This window comes from Mesorhizobium sp., assembly GCF_005063415.1.
Classification (GTDB): domain Bacteria; phylum Pseudomonadota; class Alphaproteobacteria; order Rhizobiales; family Rhizobiaceae; genus Mesorhizobium.
In genome coordinates, this window is sequence record NZ_SUEG01000002.1 from 45,317 (window position 1) to 70,929 (window position 25,613).

Consider the following 25,613-nt stretch of genomic DNA (forward strand, 5'->3'; position numbering starts at 1 on the left):
CCCGCCGACAGAGCGCCGCCGAGCGACAGGATGCCGTCGATTTCGGGATTGGCGAAAAGCAGGCTGGTGACGGCTTCCTGGGCGGGCGCGACATTGTAGGGCGTGTTCGTTTCGGCAAGCACCTTCACATCGGGATGAGCCTTAAGCTCGGCATCGGCGCCTTTGCGCCGGTCGTCACTGACCGAAACGCCGGCTGGGCCATTGAGGATCAAAATTTTGCCCTTGCCGCCGATGGCGTCGATCAGGAACTTGGCCGCCTGATCGCCCCACTGTGAGGAATCGGTGTTGACCTTGGCGGTCACCTGGTCGGTGTCGACGAGGCTGTCGAAATTGATGATCGCGATGCCCTTGGTGCAGGCGTCCGCCAGCACGCGCGCCGGCGCAGTCGACGAGCCAGCGATCAGGATGATGGCATCGACATCGGAATCGATCATCGATTGGATCTGCTGAATCTGGACATTGGCATCGCCTTGGGCGTCGGTCACGACGAGCTTGTCGACCAAGCCTTGCTTCTTCAAAGTCTCGACTTCGGCTTCGATCGTGCCCTGTGTCTGCTTCATCCAGGTCGGCACTGAATAGATGTTGGCCCAGCCGATCGTATACGGCGCCTTGCGGTCGCCCTTGATGCATTTAGCGGCGGCGTTGGCCTGCGAACCGGCGCCAACGCTGAGGAGAAGACCGAGGCAAAGGGCGCTGGCGGATGCGAAAAACGATGATTTGGTCATGATTGTTCCCTTCTGAGGTTATGCCTGGACGTGCGAGGTCGAGACGAGAAAACCCGTCGGTTGCCGCATTTCGGAAACCGCGCTTTTTCTCGTCAGGAATTTCTGCGCCTGGCTCGTTATTGTCCGATATTCCAGACAATAGGCCTGTATATCGGACAGATCGGATGCTAGACTGAGCCTTGACATCTTTCAAGCGTCTTGAGACGAGGGCCGAAATGATTTTGCGCGGGGTGCGGCCCACATGAGCGATGGCGTCACTGGTTTGATCGAAACGGAAGTCCGCGCTGAGCCGCGCAATGGCGAACGGCGCCGCGGGATCGACCGCGTTATCACGCTGCTTGAAGCGCTTCTGCGGCAGCGCGCGCCGATGCGCGTCGGCGATATCGCCAAGATGATCGGCGCGCCGCGTTCGACCACTTATGAGATCGTCAACAGCCTGCTGGAAGCCGAAATGCTCGAGAACGTCGGGACGGAAGGCTATGTCTATTTCGGAAAGGCGATGCATCTGTTCGGCTGGGCCTACTCACATCATAATGCCCACTATCGGCGCATCATCGAAACCCTGGACAGACTAGGCGAGGAGACGGGCGAAACCGTTCAACTGTGTGGCCTGCGCGGGAACAAATACGTCGTCCTTGATTGCCGGGACTCGCCCGGCCCGTTCCGGATCTCAAGCGATGTTGGAGTCGAGGTGCCGATCCCGTGGACGGCGTCCGGAAGGCTGCTGCTCGGCCATATGAGCAAGCAGGAAATACAGGACTTCATTCCGCCTGGCGACTACAAGCTTCCCGACGGCCGCGTCATTGCGCCAGCCGAGTTCTTCGGCGATGTAGCTCTGGCGCGCCAGCAAGGTTTCAGTGAGACGGCTGCTCTGGCCGACCGCTTCACCTGGTGCATGGCCGCGCCCATCCGCGATGGCAACGGGGCGATCAACAAGACTCTTTGCTTCGTGTTGCCGGTCGACACGCCGGAAGCCCGACGCAGTGAATTGCTTGTCCAGCTATGCGAGCGCGCCCGCGGGTTGTCGCTGGCGGGAAGCTAGTACAAATCGGTACGGGAAGGACCAGCGGAAGGCCTGATAGTTGTGGCCGGACAGTTCGCCAACCGAGCCGCGACTCGATGCGGCGCGCACTGGTCTTGACCATCGTAATCAAGTCGGGGTTCTTTTGCTTCAACTTCACATCCGGGACGACGATCGAGATCGTCGCACGGCAGGCTCCTTGGCTGCCACGGATGGGAGCCGCAATGCAAGCAACTGAAAAGTCAGATTCACCGGCCTGTATCGACAGGCCCTGCTCCAATGCTGCGGCGGCCGCGCGAGCCAGCACATTCTCGTCTGTTTCGGCGCGTCCGGTCGGAGAGGCGATTGCGCATCGGGTGAAAATGGCGCGGCGTTCGGCTTCCGGCAAATGGCCGACGAGCAGCCGGCCAGACGCAGTCCAGTTCAGCGGCGTCCGGGTCCCGACGCCTAGTAAGCTTGCTGGATCGCAGCGGCGATCGCAGCAATGTCGTGATCGGCGGCGATGAAATCGTCGATCGAGCCAAAAGGCGCAGTGTTAAGGAAGATCGCGAAAGCGAGCTCGCGGCCGCTTTTCGTGTCGATGTAGCCGACTTGCGTCTTGGCGATGATGATTCCCTGATGGTCTCCGGGCGTAATCGTAACCCGTGTACCGTCCTTGATCTGGATATGCCCGGCCGCTGGGCTTCCAAGGCCGTTCTGAGCCTGCGTTCCATCCACTCCCAGGACAGCCATCCCATCCCGGATGGCCTGGCCCCAAGGTGTTTTGACGACTCGCGCCAGCACCGTGGTCTGGTCTGCAGGAGCTGTCTTGGCGTGGTCATCGGATCCGGCACCGTCGAAGACGTAGGTGCTCTGCCGCGATACGCCCAGCTTGTCGAGAAGGTCAAGCGCCTTGCTGATTCCAACCACGCAGTCGCGGCTTTCGGCTTTTACAGCTGCAAGGCACAGCATCAGATGCGCTCCGCGATTGTAGCTAACCTTGAGAACCACTTTGACGAACTCTGAGAGTGGAGGCGAGACGTGTTCCGCCACTTTGTTCTCAGCAGAATAGACCGCCGTGTCCGGTAGTTTGTCCGCTGGATTTGGCCCAAGCGCGTTTGCACCAACTGTCACTCCGGCGCGCTGCAGAGCTTCGATAAAAGCGGTCCGGGCAAACGAAGCCGGGTCGGTCACAGGCCATATGTTCAAGGCGGGTGGAGCTCCGACGGCTATTTCGCCGGTGACCCGTATCTCTCCCGGACCCGCCAATTCGATCGTGATGGGCTTCGGATTCTCGGCAACGGTCATCACGTCGCTCGCTATCTTGACGGATGCAATCTTGGGTCGCCAATCGATCCTGGCCGGCTGACCAACGCTGGCCGCCGCCGTCATGATGTCTATGACGTTTTCGTTGAGCCAGACGGGTGAGATGATTCCGTCTGTCGGGTCGCGATAGGTTTCGAAGAGACGCGCATCAATGATGACGTCGCCCTTGATCTCCGTGATGCCCGAACCGCGAACGTCCTTGGCCAGGCCATTCAGCGCCGCGAGGGGGTCGCTCCCCTTCACCAGGGCGCCGCCTGCAAAGCCGGTATCAGCATAGTTGTGGTCGATTTCCGGCATATTGTTGTAGCCGAGGGTGCCGTCCGGCTGCTCGCGTAGACCGAAACTGAAGTCGCCGGACGCGACCAGGATCAGATCACCGCCAAGCACACCGTCCGAGACGGACCCGGTCCTGTGGACCGGAGTGTGAAACCGGTACTCGGCACCATACATATCCAGCACGGTGGCGGTGCTGTATACCTTCATGATCGATCCAGGAGTCAGCGCCCGGTCTCCCGCCTGGTCGACAAGCACGGCCCCCGTGTCGAGATCGACCACGCGCATGCCCCAACTCGTGTGCGCGTACGCCGCTTTCGACTGGATCTCTCCGATGACAGCCGAAACACTTTCAGGCGGGTCGCCCGCGACCGGGGGAAGGGTATCGGCGCGCGCGCCGGCGCCGCAAAAAAAGCCAAGCGTGACTAGCGCGACGAGGGTCGTCAGAGGCGTCGAATGGATCACGAGCATTGGCAATTCCTTTTCACGAGCTTGAGATCGCGTTGGGCGAAATCTGAGCGCAGCGGCCGCGGAGGCCGCGGCGGCGGCTCGAACCGCTCGATGATGGTGTCGTATCTCTGATGGCGCGATCCTTATCCTGCGCCTGGGCTGAGGCGATCAGCCTTGCTCGCCAAGCAAAGTCGTCGAGGTGAATCACTGTTTGCCCCCAAAGCTGCCCACGAAGTTCTCAAGCAGCCGCAGACATCTAAGCCGAAAGAGATCCTCTCAGATAGAAGGAAGTCTCAGATAGACGGCGACTTGTGTATAGAATTCTTCGCCTTTTCCAAGAAAAGTGGCCTTGGCCATTCCGAGCGATTCTGCGGGCTAGGCAAAAAGCAAGGCAAGACACGCAAGGCTCTGCCCGACGATCACATCCTCCGGCTGGCGAGCAGCCTTGTGAGCCAGTCCGGATCCATTTCCGGCACGGAGGATAAAAGCCGTTCGGTATAAGGGGCATGCGGCGGCGTGAGAATTTCGCTTTTTAATCCCTGCTCAACGACCTTACCCTGGTGCATGACCACAATTTCGTCGGCGATCGCCCGCACAGTGGCAATGTCATGGGTGATGAAAATGTAGCTCATGCCGAGTTCGCGCTGAAGCCGCATTAAGAGCTTCAGGATTTCCTCTTGCACAATCTGGTCGAGCGCGGACGTGATTTCGTCGCAGATGATGAGTTCCGGATCGGCAGCCAACGCCCGGGCGATGCAAACGCGCTGCTTCTGACCCCCCGACAGTTCGGCCGGCAGACGATCCAGGTAAGTTTCGCTCATCTCGACCATGTGCATGAGTTCGCCGATCCGCCGATCCCGCTGTGCACCCTTGAGGCCGAGGTAGAATTCAAGCGGACGAGCTATGACTTCTTCGACCGTCTGGCGCGGATTTAGGGCGTTGTCGGGCATTTGATAAATCATCTGTATGCGGCGCAGGATCTCTTTTGGGCGCGTCTTCAGGGTCTTGGAAAGGGCCTGGCCAGCAAAGGAAATCGATCCCGAAAGCGGCGGCAGCAGGCCGGTGACAACGCGAGCGAGCGTCGATTTCCCGGAACCGGATTCGCCGACCACAGCCACCGTTCTTCCACGTGGAACTTTGATGGAGACATCCTGGAGCACCTGAACCGCCCGGCCGTAGGCCGCCGTGACCTTGTCTATCGTAAGCAGATAGTCATCGGCCGGAACTTCGGGCTTGGCGAGCTTGCGCACGGCCCAGAGCGTCTTGGTATATTCCTGGCTGGGCGAGGCGAGCATCTGGCGCGTGTCTGCCTCCTCCACGGTAAGTCCGTGGCGCAAGACCATGATGCGGTCCGCCATTTGCGCCACCACCGCCAGATCATGCGTCACATAGATTGCAGCGGTGTTGAATTCCTCCACGATGTTGCGAATGGAGGCGAGAACTTCGACCTGCGTCGTCACATCGAGCGCCGTCGTTGGCTCGTCGAAGACGATGAGGTCCGGACGGCAAGCCATCGCCATCGCGGTCATCGCCCGTTGCAACTGTCCGCCGGAAACCTGATGAGGATAGCGAAAGCCGATGGTCTCCGGATCTGGAAGCTGAAGACGCCGATAGAGATCGACCGCACTCCGGTTCGCCTTCTCTCGGCTGGCAATCCCATGCGCCACCACAGTTTCGACAGTCTGATCGAGGAGGCGGTGGGCCGGATTGAAAGAGGCTGCTGCGCTTTGCGCTACATAGGCGATGCGCGAGCCTCGGAGGCGGCGGCGCCCTGTTTCGCTGAGTGCCAGAAGATCAATCCCGTCGAACAGGATCGAGCCCTGTGTAATCCGGCAGCCCGGCTTCGCATAACCCATTGCAGCAAGGCCAATGGTGGATTTGCCGGCGCCTGACTCGCCGATCAAGCCAAGAACCTCCCCCCGCTTCAGCGCCAGATCGACCCCGCGGACAATGGGATGCCACCGCTCGTCAGAGAAACCCTCCACATGCAGATTGCGGATCTGAAGCAGATCCTTGCCTTTTTCGCGCAATCCGGGAGCGCTATTTTTCATCCCGCAATCCGCTTGTTGCGTGCAGGAACCAGTCGACGACGAAATTCACGGAGACCGTGAGGAGGGCAATCGCGCCGGCCGGCAGCAGCGGCGTGACATCGCCGTAGGTGATCAGGGTCGCATTCTCGCGCACCATCGATCCCCAATCGGCGGTCGGTGGCTGAATACCGACGCCCAGGAAGGACAGTGCCGCGATCGTGAGGAATACGAAGCAAAATCGCAAGCCGAACTCCGCGACCAGCGGCGGCATGACGTTGGGAAGGATTTCCTTGGCGATGATCCATTTCGGGCCTTCGCCGCGCAATCGCGCCACTTCGACATATTCCATCACTGCCACGTTAAGCCCGACGGCGCGTGCGAGCCGAAAGACACGGGTAGAATCGAGCAGCGCAATGATGATGATCAGGCTGGTGATCGACGAGCCGAAGATCGAAAGCAGCACCAGGGCGAAGATAAGGCTTGGGATCGACATCAACACGTCCACCGCACGCGACAGTATCTGGTCGAGCCATCCTCTGTACAATGCGGCTAGAAGGCCTAGCGAGACGCCGACCGCGAAGGACAGCAGTGTGGTCGCCACAGCGATACCGATGGTGTTGCGCGCACCGTAAATCAAGCGCGTGAGCATATCGCGGCCGAGCTGGTCGGTTCCCAATTTGAACTGCTGGCTCCACGGTGCGAAGGCTTCGCTGAAGACCTGCGTTTCGCCGTATGGGGCGATCCAGTGCGCGAAGACCGCAACGATGACATAGCCGATGATCACGAGGATGCCGAACCAGGCACTGAAGGGTGCCTTCTTCAGCGCCGTTTTGGCCCGGGTGGCGCGCGAGCGCCTCAGCCTGTGAATCTGAGCGATGGGTTCGTAGCTGGTCATCGTGGATGCAAGAGCCTGGGATTGGTGGCGATGGAAATGATGTCGGCAGTCAGATTGAGGAGGATATAGGTCGCCGCGAAAATCAGGGCGCAAGCCTGGACAACCGGAACATCCCTTGATTTGACGGCGTCGACCATCAGCTGGCCGATGCCGGGATAGACGAACACCACTTCGACCACGACCACTCCGACGACGAGATAAGCAAGATTGAAGGCCACCACCGTGACGATCGGAGCCCATGCGTTGGGCAAGGCATGCCTGAGTACGATGGCCATGGGCGACATTCCCTTGAGACGCGCCATGTCGATATAGGGGCTTGCGAGCATGTTGATGATCGCCGCTCGTGTCATGCGCATCATATGGGCGACGATGACGAGCGTAAGCGTGATCGCCGGCAAGGCTACTCTCCAGACGTGGTCCCAGAACGGCGTCTGGTCGTTCACGTTCGACAATGTCGGGAACTTGGGAACTGCGTTGAGTATCCAGTTCAGTGACACTGCGAGCCAGTGCGGCAGGGATTGTGCGAACTCGGATCCAATGAATGTGTCGCGCGAGATGACCAGGTAGGCAAGCATATAGGCGACGAAAAACTCCGGGAACGAAATGGTTGTCAGCGTCACTGCGTTCACCAGCCGGTCGAACCAGCCATTGCGATAGAGCGCAGCGAGGATGCCCAGTCCTAGGGCCAGCGGAACTGCGATCAGCGCGGTCATCGATGCGAGGAACATCGTATTGTAGAGGCGTGGCGCGATGATCTCGGCGACGGTGCGCCGATATCCGGTGCGGCTCGCGAACGAAGAGCCGAAATCCCCGTGGAGCATCTGCCCGACCCAGACGAAGTAACGCTCGACAGGCGGACGGTCGATGCCAATTTCTCGCTGGAAGGCGGCGACCGTTTCGGGTGTCGCGGATTGCCCGAGCATCGCCTTGGCGAAGTCGCCCGGCAGCATTGCAATCGCAGAGAAGATAATGATGGACACGATGAACAGCGTGACCAGGCCGAGGCCAAGGCGCTGCAGAACCGTTCTTGCGACCGGGTTCATGTGCACGCGTTTCCCGTTGCCGTCGCTGCCCTGCCACACCCGGCAGGGCACGCGGCTGCAAGCCGAAGCCCAGTAGCCATCGCGGGTCCGGCCCGCACTCTCACGCAGTGGCGATCCACCAGCGTTCGGCCATCTTCAATCCATCATTCTCCCAGTTCGGCGCCACTTCGCCATGTGCGAGCTTATTGGATTTGGCGCTGACGAAATTGTTGAAGACCAGCACGATGCTGCCGCCATCATCATGCGTCAGTTGCTGCATCTCGGCATACATTGCCGCCCGCTTGGCCTCGTCCGTCTCGGCGCGCGCCTGGACAAGCAACTCGTTGAAGCGGGGATTCTTCCAGAACGACTCGTTCCAGCTGGAGTCCGCGGCGAAGGCTTGCGTGAACATCCAGTCCGCCGTCGCGCGACCGCTCCAATAGGAAGCGCACCAAGGTTTCTTGAGCCAGACATTGTCCCAATAGGCGTCCTCGGCCTCACGCACGACGTTTACGTCGATGCCGCACTGGGCTGCCGTCTCGCGGATGAGCGCAGCCGCGTCCACAGCGCCTGCAAAAGCGGCATCGGCGACCGAGAGGTCCACCTTCAGTTTTTCCATCCCGGCCTTTTTCAGATAATGCTTGGCTTTCTCCGAATCGAAACTGTGTTGCGGCTGCGGGTTCGTGGCGAATTTGATCGCCGGCGCGATCGGGTTGTCGTTGGCCACAGTGGCGTGGCCGAGAAAGATCTTGTCGACGATCTCCTGACGGTTGATCGCCCACTTTAAAGCCATTCGGACATCCGGATTATCGAACGGCGCCACCGTGACATTCATCGGCAAGGTATAGTGGCCATAGCCGGTGACCTCGACGATCTCCACCTTCGGATTGCGTTTCAACATGCCGAGGGTCTTGAGGTCGGCGCGGCCAATATAGTCCACCTCCCCTGTCGATAACGCGGCCATGCGAGCGGCGAGATCGGTGATGGCGATGAACTCCACCTCATCGAGATAGGGTTTGCCGTTCTTGAAGTAGTTCGGATTGCGCTTGAGTTTGGCCGAAACTCCGGGCTGGAAATTCTCAAGCACGAAAGCGCCGGTGCGAACGCCCGATCCCCAATCCGCCTTGCCGTCCTTGGCCGGCATGATGACCAGATGGTAGTCACTCATGATGTAGGGGAAATCGGCGTTGCCGCTTTTCAGCGTGAAGACAACCGATTCGGGGCCATCCGCCTTGATGCTCGCCACGGGCTCAAGCAGCGGCTTCGCTGCCGATTTGGTTTCGTCGCCCATATGATAGCGCAGCGAAGTCACGACGTCGTCCGCCGTCACATTCTTGCCGTTGTGGAAGGTTGCGCCCTTGCGCAGCTTGAAGACCCAGGTTTTGGCGCCATCGGACGATTCAAAGCTCTCGGCAAGGTCCGGTTGGACGTTGCCCTTCGCGTCGACCTCGGTGAGGCTGTTGGACATCGAGCCCGAGAACGCTGTCTGTGTGAAGGTGTCCGGGTAGCCGGCCGGATCGATCGAATCCGTCGTTGCGCCATGTGCCATGCCGAGCTTGGCGAAGCCGCCCTGCAGCGGTTCGGCCCGGGCCGTGCTGACGAAGAGCTTGTCTGCAGCGGTGACCGTCAGCCCAGCGGCCAGCCCAAGATGAATGAAGTCGCGACGAGAAATCTTGCCGCGGCCAATCAGGCTTTGAGCGATACCAAGCTTGTATTCAGATTCTGACATTTGACTCTCCCATTGCGGATTTTCCGCGTTATTGTTCGTCACGCACCCTGTGAAGAAATCTGCTCGTTAGCCGCGATCACCCCTTCTTCTAACTGCTCAAATCCGCACCTCGATCAGGCTGTCACATAGATGCTGCCCGCCTCGACGGTGACTGGAAATGTGCGCGCGCGAACGGAGGGATCGACCAGGGCCGCGCCTGATTTGATGTCGAATTCCCAGCCATGCCAGGCGCAGCGCACGATCTCGTTTTCGCGGTGATAGATGAATTGCGCCTCTTCGACCGGTGCAGTTGTTCCGCATTGCGGCCCCTCGCAAAGCGGAGCGCCACGGTGCGGACAAACGTTCAGCAGAGCGTGGAATGAATCTCCGATGCGAAAAACCCCGACCGAAAGGCTGCGGATCTTGGCGATGAAGGGAGATCCGGTTTCGATCTCGTCGACGCGGCAGATGTATGTCTTCTCGGGCATCGTCTGCTTCCTCAGGCGGCATTCGCCGCTTGCGCGCGGGGGATGCGTTTGTAGACCTCCAGCGCGTTCAGCCCCATGATCTTGCTCTTCCAGGCAGGAGGGATTTGCAGCGTGTTGGCATCGTCATAGTCCCAATGCGGGTAGTCAGAGGCAAACATCAGCGTATTTTCGCCGTCCATTGCCTCGAGAGTGGACCAGAGATGCTGAATATTTGCGGGCTGCTCCAGCGGCTGCGTGGAAAAGCGGATGTTGCGCCGGCAATATTCGGACGGCAGCATCTTCAGCCATGGCGTCTCTTTGCGTAGGGCTTTGTAATCGGCGTCCAGGCGCCACAGTACCGACGGCACCCAGGCGACGCCGCACTCGATGACCACGAAGTAGAGGTCCGGCCATTTTTCGAAGACGCCATGCGCAATCATGCTTGCGACATGCGAAATCGCCGACATGTGCAGGATGGCATGGGTCTCCCAGAAGAACGTCGTTGGGGCCGGAGCAATTGCAGTCGAATTCACGCCGCCATGGCCGCCCAGATGTATGGCAAAGGGCAGCCCCACTTCGGCGCAAGCTTCATAGATCGGATGGTAAAACGGGTCGCCGTAGGGCTTGACGGAGCCTTGCGAGGCAAGAACCTGAACCATGCGCGGGTGATTGCCCAGGCGGCGTATCTCGGCGGCCGCGAGCTTCGGATCCTGTGGCGCGATGATGATCGAGCCCATGAAGCGGTCGTCCTTCGGCAGCCACTGGTCGATCTGGTAGTCATTATAGGCGCTGACGAGCGCGCTGGCATAATAGGGATTGGCGAGGGTGGAAGCCTCGATCGGCTCATCGCCGGTAAGGATCGCCACATCGACCTTGTACTTGTCGAGGTGCTTCTCTTTCATGATGAGATAGTTGTCGGCTTCCGTTTTCGGACGGACGTCCTTGCGGGAGAAGTCCTGCGGATGAAACCAGGGACGATGGCCATGCGGGAAGGCGCCAACGGGACCTGTCTTCTCGCCTTCAACGAACATGTCCTTCCATAGGCCGGAAAGGTAAGGCTCCAATACGGTCGCGCTTGACCAGTAATTGTGACAATCGCAGTCGACTATGAACACGTTGCTCAGCTCCGTAGCTTCAGCCTGGTCGATGCTGCCGGCCGATTTCACCGAGTGCAGCTTCCGCCTTGAGTATTGTTTGATCAAGCTTATGATCCTGCGCAATATGATCGACTTTTTCGATCGGAGGTCACGTGCAGCTAGATCACATCGAAACATTTCTCGACATCATCGAGTCGCGAAACTTCAACCGTACCGCCGACCGGTTGGGACTGACGCAGTCGACGATCAGCACCCGCATCAAGAATCTGGAGAGCGCGATCGGGTCCGAGCTCTTCCAGCGCGGGCGTGCCGGTGCTGAGCCGACAGCCGCGGGGCGGCGGTTCGAAGCCTATGCCAGATCCCTGCTGTCGACCTGGTCGCAAGCTCGACACGACGTGCGAGCGTTCAACCGTTTCGAGGGCACCTTGCGCATCGCCGCACAGGTGGGCATGACCCGCTCGGTCCTGCCCGGATGGGTCGAGACACTATGCCAGGCCCTTCCAAAGTCCTCGATCCATGTCGAGTCGGACTATTCGAACCAGATGGTCAGCGACCTAAGCATGGGAAATCTGGATATCGCCGTGCTTTATGCGCCTCGCTACCTGCCTGAGATCGCCTACGAACATCTGATGGTCGAAGAATATGTGATGGTTTCGACGGCTGCCAGAACGCTGTCCGACGTCGACCCTGAAACTTATATTCGCCCGGGCTACACAGCCGTGCTGGAAAAGACGCACGCAGAGCTGCTGGCCGAGCTGGCGATCTGCCGGCTTTCGACGGGATCGGAAACTCTGGCCGAGATCATGCTGCGGCGAACGGGCGGCACCTGCTACATGCGCAGCGACGATGCGCGCAGGTTCACTGCCGAGCTTCCATCGTTCCTCGTCGAGGGAGCGCCTACGCTGCACCAGCCAGTCCACACCGCGATACTCGCGCGCCGCAAACACGAACCCATCATTCGCAAAGGCATCCGAGCTCTCCAGGTCGCTGTAATGTCACTGGAAGTTTAATCGAAATTGCCGATCATAAAGGTAGGATTGCGCGGCTGTTCAGCGGGTTTTGAAATGGCATCTTGGCTCGACTTCAAACCCGAGTTGAATGATGAATGCACACGCGGCCTTAGGAGCCCCCGGCTTCGCCCCAACCAAGCGTCACCGGCAGTGGGCACAGACCACCCCGCAGCTTGTGCTCTGCCGGCGCGTGATCGACGAAACGCATGATGTGAAAACATTCGTTCTCACACCCGCTTCAGATCGGATGTTCTGCTTCAGCGCTGGCCAGTATGTTGTTGTGCACCTGAGGATCGAAGGTGCCGCGGTGACGCGCTCCTACTCTGTTTCGTCACCGCCGACGCGACCACTCGACCTGCAGATTACCGTGAAACGGACGCCGGGCGGGCTCGTTTCGAATTGGCTCCATAACAATTTGAAGCCGGGCGATGGGATCGAGATCGAAGGGCCGCTCGGCTCGTTCAATCTCGACGATCTGCCGCATGGCAAGTCCCTTTTCCTTTCGGGTGGCAGCGGGATAACGCCCGTCATGTCTATGCTGCGCGCACTTACCGACCGCGCAGCCGACCAGGATATCCGCTTCATTCACAGTGCTAGAACGCCGGACGACATCATCTTTCGGTTAGAACTGGACGCACTTGCCGCTCGCTTTCCCAATGTTCATGTGACTTGCATTTGCAGTCAGGAGGACCCGGCCTGGACGGGTCCAACCGGGCGAATTAATAGTGAGATGCTCCTGACCTTGGTTCCCGATCTTCACAGCCGCACGGTTTTTGCCTGTGGGCCGGAACCCTACATGAAGGCGGCGCGCGGCTGCCTCGACGCAATCGGCCTCGCCCCTTCACAGTATCATGAGGAGAGCTTCGGAGGCGGCAACAGCTCGCGTTCGCTATCGGATTCAAAGATTTCGTCTTCGGTCCGCTTCGCGCGTTCCGGCACTGCGCATGACTGCGCGACCGGAGAGACCCTGCTCGAAGCGGCGCGCCAATGTGGCGTCTACGTCCCCACCGCTTGCCAGCAGGGAGTTTGCGGTACGTGCCGGATCGCCAAGCTGTCCGGCGAAGTCCTCATGGAGGACCTGGGCGGGCTGACATCGGAAGACAAATCGGCAGGCTACGTCCTGGCGTGCTGCAGCCGCCCGCAAGGCGACGTTTTGCTTGATCTGTAACTGTCACATATCGCATCGCGGGACAAATCGGATCAGCCTTTGCGTTGCACAAGCAAGCCGCACTGCTGCGCCGCAAGTGATTGGCATTTCGGAGCATGTTGTCCGGCCTTACCCGGAGACTTGACCGCCCCCGAACACTCTAAGTTAGAGGCAGTCACCTCATTCAAACACACGAGGACAGTAGGCCAACCCGCCCTTAGGGTAAGGGGTCGTTCTGTCGATTCTATCCGGGAGATACTATTGTCAGTCTTGCGGAAACGGAAGCAAACTTGCGATCCTCCATGCAGACACTATTGCAGTTCATGTGCTCTCATCCCATAGGGGGGACGTTGTCGAAGAATGAGTGGGGGAACAACAATTTTCTCGGTGTTACCGCAAAAATCTATAAACCCCATTCGGTGATATGCCGCCAGGAGGACGACAACAGTGAGATATTCATTGTAAAATCGGGCTGGGCCATACTTTATCACGCACTGCCGGACGGAGAGCGGCAGATCATAGACACTCCCCTCAAGGGGGATGTCGTCGGTTTCCGTGGCTTGAACGGACCCCGCCTTGCGTCGCTGGCGTCCATAACCGAACTCGCTGTTTATGAAATTTCCAGTAAGGAACTGGACGCGGCCATCCTGTCGGAAGGCCGAATGGGAAAGAAGATCGCCCGCTCCCTAGGGCGCCTGAACGCCATCCTTGCCGAACATCTCATGGATACCGGGCGGCGGAACGCGATGAGGCGCACCGCCCATTTCCTGCTCGAGTTGGAGGAGAGGCTCTCCATGGTTGGGCTGTCGGCCCATGGAAGATATGCGTGTCCCCTTGCCCAGCATGAACTAGCCGACATCCTCGGAATTACCGCGGTTCACGTCAACCGAACGTTAAGGGAGCTCCGCAAGGCCGATCTCGTCTCTTTCAAGTCAGGCCATGTAGAAGTGATCAACCGCAAGAAGCTGGTCGAAATGGCCGGATTCGATGGCGAGTATCTCAGGTAGTGGCTATCTCTCTTCAAGGCAGCGCATGGACCATCAATCCCCTGAAAAACGATCGTTCGCCGTCGCCGGAGCAGGTCCAGAAGACATTTTCGGGGGGCTGGTCCTTGGCGGGTGCGCGGGACAATTTGGCGGGGCTTCGTATCTCGAGGACAGCCGCATCCGGCTCGAGGCAGTCGAAGGTTGGGCCGAGCGGAACGCAACCCCGTTCGTGCTGAGCAAAGTGCGTCACAGCGAGATCATCATTGCCCGACGGTAACACGGCGCGCCGAGACGGCGTGCTGCTGTGCCCAGACCATGTCAACGGCTACCTGAATCGCCGGAGGCACCAGCATGGCATCGGTTCCCCTGAAAATTACGAAAAAAGCAATCTATGTTAGAGACTGCTTATGGATAAATCTTACACTTACCCAAGCTGGGTCTCGCTGGGGGTCAAGGAGCTGCAAACGACTCAAATGGGGTAATCGAGCCTCGACCTTTCACAAGGCGGAGTACCAAACTTTTCAACGCCAGAGAATGCGGAAAACTATCTCGGCCGGCGCCAGGCGGCTTGTGCGGGAAAGAGCGGGTATTGATATGGATTCCACAGAAGGACTGCATACTTACACTTCGGCCAATCGGTCCGGAGTCCCTTCGGGCGGAACGGAAATCGTCCACGGGCCGACAGGCAGGGAATGCCTCCTCATCCTGGACGGAAGGGCTCTAGACCGCGAGTGTCTCGCATCGGCTCTCGTGGAGCACGAACTCGGGATGGATGTCGCTGCCTTGGGTTCCGTTACGGAATGGCGCGTCAGAAAGAGCTCGGCCCCTCCCCTTGCAGCCATACTCTTCAACCCTGGCAGTCGGAAGGTCACCGATCGTGGCATTGCTGACGAAATCAGGCATATCTCGTGCGAGTTCAAGTCAGTCCCTGTGGTCGTCCTGGCCGACACCGAAGACCTCGCCCAGATACTGACCGCTCTCGAATGCGGTGCACGCGGCTACATTCCGACCTCTGTTGGAATCGATGTCTGTGTCGAGGCTATCAACCTTGCGGCGGCGGGAGGCACCTTCGTGCCGGCGAGCAGTGTCCTTGCTGTGCGGCACCTGATAAATTCGGGCAGCCGCGACACGCAGCCCTTGGCGGGCATGTTCACGCTTAGGCAGGCCGAGATTGCGCAAGCGCTCCGGCGTGGCAAGGCGAACAAGGTGATCGCCTACGAACTGAATTTGCGCGAAAGCACGGTGAAGGTCCACATCCGCAATATCATGAAGAAGCTAAAGGCGACCAACCGCACGGAAGTCGCCTACAAGGTAAACGATCTTATCGCAGAAGGAACTCTGGCCGAGGAGTGAGCCGAAGCCCGCTTTGGTGATCCCGCGGCTGCATCGACTGATCGGCCAATCAATTACATCCTTATCATCAATTACATCCTTATCAAGTGTATATTGTGAAAGGCGGATCGGCGGTTTAATTCTGCTACTGAGCTGGCTCGGGGAAGGTGTGTCTTCCTACCCATCTTATGGCTTCCTCGATCGAATCGAAATTCTTGTGCTGCCCGCTCAGCAGCCCGAACCCACTTTCGAGAAACCATTTGCCTTTCGTGGAGTAGGCTTCCTCGTCGATCTGGGTAAGGACCGCCACCAATTGGTCGCGTTTCCACACCAGGAGCCCGGATTCTCCGCCTTCAACCGTTCCGATGCGGGCTTCGCTGAACGACAATCCAGAGACAGTTTTTGTTTGGCCCATTTTGATTCCCCCTCGAATTCTAAATGGCAGTAAAACTCCGTTGCCAGAACGAAGATCTGTCGCAGGTCATGTAGGAGGATGATTGTCGAAAACGAGGTATCCATTTTTTTCTTCAAGTAGATCATGCCGATGGTGAGACCGCTGAGGTACCACCGTATCGTCCCTCGACGCGCCGTTGCCAGAGGCTGGAGTAAGCATACCATGATTCATCGCCCAAACTGCAGCCTGTGTTCGGTTGCGGACCCGAATCTTTCGAAGTATGGCTTTGACGTGTACCTTCACCGTAGCTTCGGCAATGTTAATTTCGCGCGCGATGGCTTTGTTTGACTCCCCTTCGATCAAACGGCGCAGAATACAGTTCTCGCGATTCGACAAAATTACCTTTTCTTGATCGTCACTCTCCACTTTATCTTCCACCTTTGGTAACTCGTCAGCTATCGGTTCAGCTACCCGTTCCTCTTTCGAACCTTGCCTTATATCTTGAATTACCATCGAAGTTTCCGCAGGTAATACCGTTTGCCCCAGCATAACCAATTCGAGAGCCTTGATGAAGGTGTCGTGAGCAGCGATCTTTGTCAGATACCCATCAGCCCCCGCACGAAAAGCTGAAACTATCTCGGTCGATCGACAGTGATCGGCTAGCGCGACCACATGGCTGGTCGGATAGATCGCTTTAAATTCTGCAATTTGTGCGAGTTCAGCATCCGCATCAGTACCGCCGACATCTATGATGAGCAAGATGCACCGGTGCTTCGGTAGCGGCTTCTGCAGAAGATCGCGAACACAAGCCGCGGAGAAAAGAACACGAAAATCTGCCGCATTCAGGATTCGACTAAGCCCTTCTCGAATTAACTCGCTCGGCCCGACAAGGACGGTCATGAAAGATTGTCTTGTCATCACGCTTCTCTCTCGGCACGATTGAGATACACGCGTCGAATAGATGTTCCACGCGCCAACCGCACAGTTTCTTTTTTAACGTTACGCCAGAAAAACCTTACACCAAAATACCCTCTTTAGGCGTAGGGCAGCATCATCGAGGCGTATCCCGACCCTTCAACCTAAGGCTTTTTCGACTGGATTCAGTTCCGGTGAGCGCGGCGGCAGGAACATCAGAGTGATGTTGTCCGGCACCTTCAGTTTCGGCGTCACTGCGATCCGGCCTGATCAGGATGAGCACCGCATGCGCGCCGTCATCGACGCTCCGGCTGATCTCGGCGAGGTGCTCCCGCACGCATCGGTATCGTAACAGGGCAAAGGCCCGCGTTCCCTTCCGGGCAGACGGCCCGCTGGTCGAACCAGTGCGGGAATTTCACCCAGTAGGTTTGCCAGTTGCTGCGAGTCCAGCAAGGCTCGGCAGGCGTTTCCAGTTCGGCCATGTCGCAAAGGCGCTCACCATATTGCGCCGCAATCTGCCTCCGCCGCGTGACGAGTGCGGGAAGCCGCTGCAGTTGCTCACGCCGATGGCAGCTGCTCACGCCGATGGCAGCTGCTCACGCCGATGGCAGCGTACAGGTCGGTCAGGCCGTAATTTCAATCAAGTTCAGGAGTTCGAGCCGTGGCGGTAACGCTCATTCTGTGTTGGCCGACTAGGATGCATGACCTCGTCTCCTGCTCTTCGGGGGTAAGGTCACACGTGATCCGAGATACTAGAAGACATTTGCAATTCGAGGTAGGCGCAAACTTGAACGCAGCGCCAGTCGCCTGGGAGAGTCTCAGTATAGCCTTATCCGCGCCGTATTATGGTCATGAAGGTTAGCATTATATCTCCAAATGAAATTTCTGGTTGTATTGCCAGAGTTTCGTTAAGACGATAGATACTCATTTATTGTCGATGAATGTCCTTCGAGATACTTATGTTATTAATATTTCACTGGAGAAACACATGACGACCGAGGCTCCCATTTCCACCGCTTCCGCGTCGGCGGGTCTTACCCACACCACCACACCGATCAAATCCGAGTATGATGGCCAGGTGATTGAAAACCTTGACATCTACGTCACCAACGGGGACGCGGTCACGATTACGCACGACAATGTCATCCTGCGCAATTGTCTTATTCATCACGTCGAAGGCGACGGGGTGATGGTATCGGGCGCAAACGGCGTCACGATCGAGAACACCGAGGTCATCAACGCCGCCCCCCCGGCGGGAATCGACCCCGAGACGAGCCCGAACATCAACAACATCAACGCAGAAAACGCCTCGAACCTGACCGTTCATAACACCACGGTGCGGGAAGGCTCGACTGGCATCTATCTCCTGAACTCGCCCGGCGCGAGTCTTTCACACGTCGATGGCTACGACTTCCATGGCCCAATGCCGCGCGGTCAGTTTGTCCAGTTCAACAACTCGGGCAATAGTTCGCTAACCGACTTCTATGCCGTCAACGACGCCGGCAGTTCGCATCCTGAGGACATCGTCTCGGTATACGGCAGCCCGAATACGACGATCTCAAATGGGGTGATCGACGGTAACAACTCTCAGACCGGCGTGGCCGTCATGTTCGAGAACGCATCGACCGGCGGCAGGGTGGATCACGTTGATGCCATCCATCAGGGCAATGGCGCGTTCTCTTCCTACGCGAGCGATGTGACCTTCGATCACACGAGATCGTTCGACGGTATCGATGAGGATCAAGGCCGCGGGCTTCCCTCGTCGAATGGACTGATCTGGAATGTAAGCTCCGGTGGGGTCAGCATCCTGAACTCGAGCTACACCAACCCTGGCAATCCCAACAACATCATTTGGGACGCGTCAAAGGCGGTCGTGGCCGACGTGCACGAGGATCCCACGGCCACCCCAGTGGCACACGTAGATAACCAGTTCACCTGGGACTACGCAGGGGATAGCTCGACCGACACTGTCACGGGCGCGAGCGCCACTCCCACAACCACCGGCACGACCGGGACCGAGACCGGGTATGGGACCGGGACTGTCGCTCCATCCGGCAGCACCAGCGATGGCACGTTGTACGGCACCAGCGGCGCCGATATACTCCACGGAACCAGCGGCCACACCATGATCGGCTATGGCGGCAACGACACCTACTATGTCGATAATGCCAACGAGAAGGTGGTTGAGGCGGTGGGCGGCGGCAACGACAGTGTGCTCGCGTCGGTGAGCTATGCGCTTTCGGCCGGCTCGGAGATCGAGCTTCTCGCCACCAACAACGCGTCAGACACGAAGGCAATGACCCTCACCGGCAACGAGTTCGCCCAGACCATCCAGGGCAATGCCGGCAACAATGTCATCAACGGCGGCCTCGGCGACGACGTCTTGACCGGCTACGGAGGCCACGATGCCTTCTCGTTCAATACGGTCCTTGGAGCCGGCAATGTCGACAAGATCACCGACTTCAAGCGCTCTCAGGATACGTTCCATCTCAGCGATACCGTTTTTGCCGGGCTTCAGTCGGGAGGGCTTCCGTTCAAAGCTTTCTTTGTTGGTGCAGCCGCGCATGACAGCTCCGATCATATCATCTACAACAGTGAAACCGGGGCTCTCTCTTTTGACAATGACGGGGCCGGCGGCGCATCTCAAACACAGTTCGCCACCCTTTCTCCACATCTGTCGCTCACCGCAGCCTCGTTCTATGTGACCTGACGGACTACGCGGGGAACTAACATCCCGCGAGGGGCTGCCCTGGCCAAACAAGGACTGGATCACAGTACCTCAAAGCCATGATCCCGAACCGAAGGTCAGCGTACCAAAAGGGGAGCCCAGTTTCGGAGAAGAACACGCTCAATGGAGTTCCATCCCGATGTCATCGGGATGGAACAGACTCGAGTTGTGAGCTTTCCGTAGTTGTCCATGGGACCGAACCGAGGAGACTGGAGTTGCCAAGCTTCAGCACTCACCGGAGGCTTACTAAATGAATATCCACAAGAATGCCCGTCTGACGCCGTGGCGTCGAGAGGAACTGGCTCTTTCGGTCATCGAGCGACGTCTTTCCTAAGCCTTGCGGCACAGGCCTATGGTGTGTCGAAGCGAGCTGGCCTGTGACGCTGGTCGATGGCGTCGATGTGGCGGTGGTCAACCCAACCTGGCTTCGACGCGAGATCGGCGTCGTTTTGAAGAGAACGTGCTCTTCAACCGGTCCATTCGCCAGAACATCGCGCTCGCCGATCCGGCTATGCCCATGGTGCGGCATCGCTCGCCGGCGCTCACGATTTCATCCTGGAGCTGCCCGAGGGCTATGACGTGTCGACTGCGTCATTGCCGGCGCCTGGGTCGCCGGCGTCGCGATTACGCGACATGGCTTCTCATGGAACGGATACTCTGATCCTCGAAGCAGCGGACGCTTCGGCACTGAGATAAGTTCGTGCAATTCCGAGGTCATCCATGCGGGCATTACGATCCGGTCGGATCGCTAAAGGCCAGATCTGCGTAGCGGGTCGGGAACAGCTCTATCGTCATTGCGAGGAGCCGCCGATTGCGCTATGCGCCGCGGCAAGCCTTATAGCCGCAGGAAACCGGTGTTTGCTTCTCTCCAGTCAAACGCGTCCGCTTGCGCCGCGAGAGCACCCGTCTGTCGGCCAACCTACAATTGACCGCCTGGCGGGCTGTCCCTCTCCTAACCAGCAGGAAGGCAGATGCGCGGGCATCCAGAGCCCACAGCCCCGCCTTTTCCACGCCAGCCTACCCGATCGTATTTCGGCTCTCGTCGACATCTTGCGCCATCGCGAGCCGTTCGTAGCATGCCAGCAGGCCGCTTTGGGAACGGCCGACGGTAGCGCCGGCGGCTCGGGATAGGCCCGCTGTTACGGTCATGGTGCACCGGTATCCCCGAGGAAGGGCTCGTGTCCGCGCGCAGCGCCCATGTGCGCCTGGAACGCATATTCCAGGAACGATTGCCTGACGCGTGCCTCTGACGCCGGCGGTCCGGCGCGCCCTCCATCGCAGACGGGCCGCCGCAGACGGGCCGCCGCGGTGCCGGCGCTACGTTCGGGCCGACGAGCGACGGCAGCAACTGGTCACGACTGCCGAGACAAGTCGCCAAGCTCGAGCCGAGGGCCTTCCTGCCGAGATTCGACTGCCTTCGTTCAAGCCTCGCTCGACGCCGGTCGCGATCGGCGAGGTGCAGACCGTTGCCGGCGGAACTTAGGCCCGGCATGCCGGCGGAGGTGATCGTTGCTACCGGCGAGCGGACCGTGCTGTCTTACTTGAGCAACCTCTAACGGACTCGTTCAGTCTCGGCATGCGCTGCTGGCATAATTGCGGTCGACCCTTCCTTAGACGGGATCAGGATAGACCGCAGAGACGCGGATCGGTCAGAACGACCAAAGCAATCATTCTAACGATTGCGGCCAGGAGGACCAAAGTTGCGGCCCCATCCATGTCCGGGACGTGCGCCATGCGATGCGGCAATAGCGTGCGAGTTTAAGCTCGTGCCAAGCAACAGAGCAATGGAGGGTGGTGTTACAGTAGCAAAACGTCCGGCATTCTTTAGAAATTCACGACGTGCCTGTTCTTCGGGGACAAGTTTGTCTGTCTCTCGTTTAGAGTACTTTGAATACGTTCCGCTCTTCATCGAATGTACTCCAAGCCCGTGAATAACACCTTTAATCTAACGCAATCTAACGCAATCTAACGCGCTAACATGACATATGCGTTTCGTGAAGACAAGGCGCCGTCAGGATACAATTCAGGAAATTAAGTATTACTACACTTTTGACCCGAGATCGCCGTCAAGGAGGATGCTGGTTGCGCGGCGTCCAAAGTCGAGCGGACTCCGTCGGCCCAGGCCATCGCCATGTAGGAGTCGCCACATACCCCACAGCGAATTGCCGACCAGGCGCAATGGAACGCCGAGGACGGGATGGTACAAGGGGAAGACGCGCCGCCAGTGTTGAAAGCGAACCAATGGACGCCGCACATATTGCGCCGGTGCTCTGACGCCAAAGAAGTGACTCACGGCCAAGAGTTGAGTATCGAACGCATTCCGCGCGCTCTGATCGGGCAAGGATGTTCGGAGCACCGCCCAATCCAGCTTATGCTGTTCCGCCAGCCGTGCCAGATCATAAAGGTGGCGAAAGTCGGTCCTTCCGCGCCAGTAATCCGCCTCCTTGATGAGATCATGCATGATCCAGTGGAGGGCCCTCGACTGTGGGGCGGGGATTTTCGCCCTAAGGCCGTGGCGGCGTGCAAGCCTCGGGGGCTCGCGGTCAATCTCCCGGTACGGCCGGAGCTCCAGGAGACCGACATCTTGCGGGCGCGCCATGCCACCAGCGACCGTGACTTCGGCGTAGCCAAGCTTGGCAAGACAAGCCCGAGCAGCCTCTTCTTTGGTCGTTTCCACAGCCAAGTCGAGATCGCTCATGATTCTGTCGGGAACCCTGCCGCTCGACGAAAGGAACAAGGGAACGGCCCCTTTGAGCAGGACCGGAACGACACTCCCCTGATTGAGGGCAGCAACGGCTTCATTCAGCTGCCTGCGCAAGCGCAAATTGCGTTCCCGGTTGCAGCGGTAAATGAACTGAAGATACTGGCCCACCTCTTCGGGGAGCCGGTCAAGCTGGCCCGTGTGCGCAAGAGTGGCGAAAAAGACGGGCGTAAGCAGAGTGTGGTTGGCGAGTGCAATCACCGCCAGCCAGTCGGCGGTTACCACCAGGCGGCCGTTAAGTCCCGCGATCAGGGCCTCGAACGCATCCCTGGTGGGCTTCATCGGCACGCCGCCTTCAGCAGTTCCAAACCGTCACCCAATTTGGCATACGTCAGGCAAAAGCCCTGTGCCGATCGGATGACTTGGCAAAGAACGTCGAACGCAGTGCTGCTTAGCTCTTTATTCCGCGCAAAGGCGCCGTTCAGCAAGCCACCCAGGATCTCGGTCGGGTCAATCACCCGCAGGGAAGGTTTGGCATTCTGCGTCCGACAGAGCAAGACCACCCAGCCCACGGGCCGGGGAACGGGAGGGACATGATCCCTAGGCACAAGAAAACGCACACGCCTGCGATCGGGACGCCGGTAAACCTGAGACCTGCCGAGTTCGGGGAAATATTGTCCGAGAATGGACCATGATCCCGATTTGACTGAAGGCGCAAAAGCAAGGCCGATACCCTGTCCGGCCGAGTCGAGAAGTGTCACATCGTCTGCCGCGAAGCCAAAACCCGCGTGGACCAGCGCCAATGTCAGGGTCGTCTTGCCCGAGCCAGGGTTACCACAAAGGAGGAGCGTGCGGCCGTTCTTGAACAGCGCCGCCGCATGCAGGGCGAGTTCATATTCACTGTGCCCAAGCACTTCGGCCAGCAGTTGCCCTTTGACCATAATGGGTATCTCGTCTCGACCACAGGAATCAGTCCAGTGGCCATCCCGGAACAGGTGGATCCGCTGCCCACGCTCAACCAGATGGAATAGAACGTCGGGGGCCCTGTTTCGAACTTCGAGATGCTGAAACACGGTCGCGGCCGGACAGGCAACGGCCGCCGGATACAGTATGCGCACACACACGCCTGGAACAGCAACGACCTGGCAGATGTATTGATGAGCTGCGATTGGGCACGGCGGTGGAGCAGGCTGGATTAGGCCGAGCCGTTCCCAGTCTTGAAGGGCAGCCTCGACATAGCCATCGGCCTCTTGCCTATCAACGCCACGGGCTGCCATCTCGCCCAAGATAGCCTCGACCGGCACTCCTTCTTCAAGCGAGCGCCAGATATCGGCCGCAGTGTCATTGAGCGCAAAAACTAGCCCCTGCGTTGAACTGAGGAGGATATTTTGCCCTTTGATGCATGCAAGCCGACCTTGGGGAACTAACCTCGCCGTAGCATACTCGACAACGAGAGGCCCCGCAGTTCGGTCAGTAGTTCGGGTTTGTAGCGGACTCACAGAAGCCGTCATCTTCGTTTGTTTGGGCGTGGAGATCGTTCGATTCGAGTGGAACTCACGACCAGACAGACACGATCTTCGTCAATCGCTAGAGTCATAGCATTCCTCTCCGCTCCCAACGCGGTAACTTGCCAACGCCGTTGCCGTGCGGGCACTTTGCGTGAAGTCGCAGGTTATGCATTGAGCGGTCGCTGTTTTTCGCACTGATCATCGCTTGCATTCAGTTGTTCTGTAACAGCGCCTTTGGTAGTAGAGCCGCACATCTCATGGTGTTGAGCCTCACCCAAAGTCGTATTCAACTGATAACGTCGAAGAAGAGGTTCGCTTTTCCGAGTGAGGTGTCGCTTGGCAGTTAATCGATGGGTCGTCGGCCAGCTGCCACTCCTTGCAAATCAATCACTTGCCACACAAAATCGCCTCCAGCGGTCTCGAATTGGCAAAGTTGGGCTAGACGGCGTTTCGCCCCGTCCAGATGCGGGGGATGGTCAGAAGCAGGATCTTTACGTCGAGCCAGACCGACCAGTTGTTGACGTACCACATATCGTGTTCGACACGCTTGATCATCATGTAGACATCAGGCGTCGCGCCGCGCCAGCCATTTATTTGTGCCCAGCCGGTGACCCCCGGCTTCACCTTGTGCCGAGCCGGATAGAGAGAGATGATCTGGCTGTATTCGCTGTCATGCGCCAGCGCGTGCGGCCGTGGGCCTACCAACGACATGTCGCCCTTCAGCACGTTCCATAGCTGTGGAATCTCGTCGATACTGAACCTTCTCAATATGCGCCCAACGCGGGTGACGCGGGGATCGCCCCTGCAGGCTTGAGGGACAACGGGCCCGTCCTCCAGGATCGTCATCGTTCGGAACTTATAGATCTTGAACGTGCGGCCATTGAACCCGGCCCGACGCTGACAGAAGAGCACCGGCGGCCTGGATTCGAGCGCAATCAGCGCCGCTACAACGGCCAAAGGGGGCAGAAGAAATGGGAGGGCGACAGTGGTCAGCACAAGATCGAAGAGCCGCTTCATCAGGAGCTGAGGCGCCGTCAGGGGCGCGCTTTGCAACTCTATCGCCCTCGTCCCCCCCAGGTTGACGACAGGTCGCTTCAAGAGCGCGCTAACGACGTGGTCCGGAAGGAGCCTTACGGGTACCGCGACCACGCAAAGGTGGGCCGTGATTTTCTCAATCAGGGATATGTCAGCCCAACTGACAGCAAGGACTATCTCGTCGACAGAACGCCGACGCACATGTTCAATGAGCTTATCCATACACTCAAGGAACGAGCTCTCGCTGGATGCAGCCGGCAATGTAATCGTTTGGCAGACCTCGCATCCGGAAGCCTCGATTGCCTGGACAACGCCACTTGGCACGCGCACGTCCGATTGCGTTACGATCACTACTTGCGGTTTGGCAAGCATGTCCGACCTGGTCAAGGAGGCAAACAGTCGTCCGGCGCCCAAGCGCATGAAGATGATGCCGCCAAGTCCCGTCACGAAGAACAGCATGACGGCTTGGCGCGAAAACATGTCTCCCACCCTGAGTGCAAGCGCCACAACCGACAGGCAAAGAAAGACCGCCGTCCAGATCAGCGCGACTTCCTTGATCTGAGAGGCCAGCGACCGCAGCTCGGAACTCAGATTCAGATACAGGCCGCGGGCATATGCGGAAGTCGAAAAAAGGGCGGCTACAACAACACCGAGCCCGAAGTTCCGGCCGTACTCGCCGAAATGTCCGAAACTCACAAGATCATATACCATTCCCGAGACGATGCTGAGCAGCACGACGGACATTGCCTCGAGAAGCGGAAACGACTGCAGAAGAACATTGACCTTGAGGGGCACGTTCCACCGCGGTGCGTTTGACGTGGCGCCCGCACGGGGGCCTTCATGAAGAAGTGCCATGACGTTCAC

At 58.6% G+C, this 25,613-nt stretch carries 21 protein-coding genes and 3 pseudogenes; 7 read left to right on the forward strand and 17 right to left on the reverse strand.

Annotation, left to right across the window (positions count from 1 at the left end; genetic code table 11):
• Window positions 1-725, reverse strand: a 725-nt coding sequence (locus E5W70_RS01275; RefSeq protein ID WP_292653653.1) for a substrate-binding domain-containing protein, incomplete at its 3' end; no start/stop codon positions are given.
• Window positions 726-966: 241 nt separating this feature from the next.
• On the opposite strand from E5W70_RS01275, the gene E5W70_RS01280 reads away from it, so the two are divergent.
• Window positions 967-1,767 carry an IclR family transcriptional regulator gene (locus E5W70_RS01280; protein ID WP_292653654.1) on the forward strand — a complete coding sequence of 267 codons (801 nt, stop codon included), beginning with the start codon at window positions 967-969 and terminating at the stop codon, window positions 1,765-1,767.
• On the opposite strand, the gene E5W70_RS01285 is transcribed toward E5W70_RS01280, so the two are convergent.
• The 8 genes from E5W70_RS01285 to E5W70_RS01320 form a co-directional block, all read right to left on the reverse strand.
• Window positions 1,655-2,134, reverse strand: coding sequence for an IclR family transcriptional regulator C-terminal domain-containing protein (locus tag E5W70_RS01285; protein ID WP_292653655.1), 480 nt, complete (start codon window positions 2,132-2,134; stop codon window positions 1,655-1,657). The two genes, E5W70_RS01280 and E5W70_RS01285, sit on opposite strands and share 113 nt — an antisense overlap.
• A gap of 59 nt (window positions 2,135-2,193) precedes the next feature.
• A complete protein-coding gene (dacB, locus tag E5W70_RS01290) occupies window positions 2,194-3,795 on the reverse strand; it encodes a D-alanyl-D-alanine carboxypeptidase/D-alanyl-D-alanine-endopeptidase (RefSeq protein ID WP_292653656.1) in 1,602 nt (533 codons plus the stop codon).
• Between the two features lie 398 nt (window positions 3,796-4,193).
• The gene (locus E5W70_RS01295) at window positions 4,194-5,825 is read right to left on the reverse strand and encodes an ABC transporter ATP-binding protein (RefSeq protein ID WP_292653657.1); all 1,632 of its coding nucleotides are present in this window, start codon (window positions 5,823-5,825) and stop codon (window positions 4,194-4,196) included.
• Window positions 5,815-6,699, reverse strand: a complete 885-nt coding sequence (locus E5W70_RS01300) for an ABC transporter permease (RefSeq protein ID WP_292653658.1) — start codon at window positions 6,697-6,699, stop codon at window positions 5,815-5,817. Before E5W70_RS01300 ends, E5W70_RS01295 begins: the two co-directional genes overlap by 11 nt.
• Window positions 6,696-7,742, reverse strand: a complete 1,047-nt coding sequence (locus E5W70_RS01305; RefSeq protein WP_292653659.1) for an ABC transporter permease — start codon at window positions 7,740-7,742, stop codon at window positions 6,696-6,698. The genes E5W70_RS01300 and E5W70_RS01305 overlap by 4 nt, the downstream gene beginning before the upstream one ends.
• Before the next feature lie 100 nt (window positions 7,743-7,842).
• Entirely contained in the window at window positions 7,843-9,450 is a 1,608-nt protein-coding gene (locus E5W70_RS01310; RefSeq protein ID WP_292653660.1) for an ABC transporter substrate-binding protein, read from the reverse strand.
• Window positions 9,451-9,563: 113 nt separating this feature from the next.
• Window positions 9,564-9,917, reverse strand: a complete 354-nt coding sequence (locus E5W70_RS01315; RefSeq protein ID WP_292653661.1) for a Rieske (2Fe-2S) protein — start codon at window positions 9,915-9,917, stop codon at window positions 9,564-9,566.
• 11 nt (window positions 9,918-9,928) lie between these two features.
• A complete protein-coding gene (locus E5W70_RS01320; RefSeq protein ID WP_352694505.1) occupies window positions 9,929-11,011 on the reverse strand; it encodes an amidohydrolase family protein in 1,083 nt (360 codons plus the stop codon).
• Between the two features lie 134 nt (window positions 11,012-11,145).
• On the opposite strand from E5W70_RS01320, the gene E5W70_RS01325 reads away from it, so the two are divergent.
• From E5W70_RS01325 to E5W70_RS01340, 4 genes are all read left to right on the forward strand, one after another.
• A complete protein-coding gene (locus E5W70_RS01325) occupies window positions 11,146-12,003 on the forward strand; it encodes a LysR family transcriptional regulator (protein ID WP_292653663.1) in 858 nt (285 codons plus the stop codon).
• Window positions 12,004-12,094: 91 nt separating this feature from the next.
• The gene (locus tag E5W70_RS01330) at window positions 12,095-13,171 is read left to right on the forward strand and encodes a hybrid-cluster NAD(P)-dependent oxidoreductase (protein ID WP_292653664.1); all 1,077 of its coding nucleotides are present in this window, start codon (window positions 12,095-12,097) and stop codon (window positions 13,169-13,171) included.
• A gap of 329 nt (window positions 13,172-13,500) precedes the next feature.
• Entirely contained in the window at window positions 13,501-14,157 is a 657-nt protein-coding gene (locus E5W70_RS01335; protein ID WP_292653665.1) for a Crp/Fnr family transcriptional regulator, read from the forward strand.
• 645 nt (window positions 14,158-14,802) lie between these two features.
• Complete coding sequence (locus tag E5W70_RS01340) at window positions 14,803-15,489, forward strand: response regulator transcription factor (protein WP_292653729.1); 687 nt, start codon at window positions 14,803-14,805, stop codon at window positions 15,487-15,489.
• A 124-nt stretch (window positions 15,490-15,613) separates the two neighbouring features.
• On the opposite strand, the gene E5W70_RS01345 is transcribed toward E5W70_RS01340, so the two are convergent.
• The 4 genes and pseudogenes from E5W70_RS01345 to E5W70_RS01360 all read right to left on the reverse strand — a co-directional run.
• Window positions 15,614-15,883: a hypothetical protein gene (locus tag E5W70_RS01345; protein ID WP_292653666.1), complete on the reverse strand. Its 270-nt coding sequence runs from the start codon at window positions 15,881-15,883 to the stop codon at window positions 15,614-15,616.
• Between the two features lie 66 nt (window positions 15,884-15,949).
• Window positions 15,950-16,762, reverse strand: a complete 813-nt coding sequence (locus E5W70_RS01350; protein WP_292653667.1) for a response regulator transcription factor — start codon at window positions 16,760-16,762, stop codon at window positions 15,950-15,952.
• Between the two features lie 189 nt (window positions 16,763-16,951).
• A pseudogene (locus E5W70_RS01355) lies at window positions 16,952-17,105 on the reverse strand (IS630 family transposase); the annotation flags it as partial.
• Between the two features lie 88 nt (window positions 17,106-17,193).
• A pseudogene (locus E5W70_RS01360) lies at window positions 17,194-17,425 on the reverse strand (hypothetical protein); the annotation flags it as partial.
• Between the two features lie 340 nt (window positions 17,426-17,765).
• Between E5W70_RS01360 and E5W70_RS01365 the strand changes: the two are divergent.
• Window positions 17,766-19,487, forward strand: a complete 1,722-nt coding sequence (locus E5W70_RS01365; RefSeq protein ID WP_292653668.1) for a right-handed parallel beta-helix repeat-containing protein — start codon at window positions 17,766-17,768, stop codon at window positions 19,485-19,487.
• A 401-nt stretch (window positions 19,488-19,888) separates the two neighbouring features.
• A pseudogene (locus E5W70_RS01370) lies at window positions 19,889-20,084 on the forward strand (metal ABC transporter permease); the annotation flags it as partial.
• Between the two features lie 1,093 nt (window positions 20,085-21,177).
• Here E5W70_RS01370 and E5W70_RS01375 read toward each other — a convergent pair.
• From E5W70_RS01375 to E5W70_RS01390, 4 genes are all read right to left on the reverse strand, one after another.
• Window positions 21,178-21,414, reverse strand: a complete 237-nt coding sequence (locus tag E5W70_RS01375; RefSeq protein WP_292653669.1) for a hypothetical protein — start codon at window positions 21,412-21,414, stop codon at window positions 21,178-21,180.
• A gap of 132 nt (window positions 21,415-21,546) precedes the next feature.
• A complete protein-coding gene (locus tag E5W70_RS01380; protein WP_292653670.1) occupies window positions 21,547-22,548 on the reverse strand; it encodes a nucleotidyltransferase family protein in 1,002 nt (333 codons plus the stop codon).
• Entirely contained in the window at window positions 22,545-23,717 is a 1,173-nt protein-coding gene (locus E5W70_RS01385) for a PqqD family peptide modification chaperone (RefSeq protein WP_292653671.1), read from the reverse strand. Before E5W70_RS01385 ends, E5W70_RS01380 begins: the two co-directional genes overlap by 4 nt.
• Before the next feature lie 435 nt (window positions 23,718-24,152).
• Window positions 24,153-25,604 carry an exopolysaccharide biosynthesis polyprenyl glycosylphosphotransferase gene (locus E5W70_RS01390; protein ID WP_292653672.1) on the reverse strand — a complete coding sequence of 484 codons (1,452 nt, stop codon included), beginning with the start codon at window positions 25,602-25,604 and terminating at the stop codon, window positions 24,153-24,155.
• Window positions 25,605-25,613 lie beyond the last annotated feature (9 nt).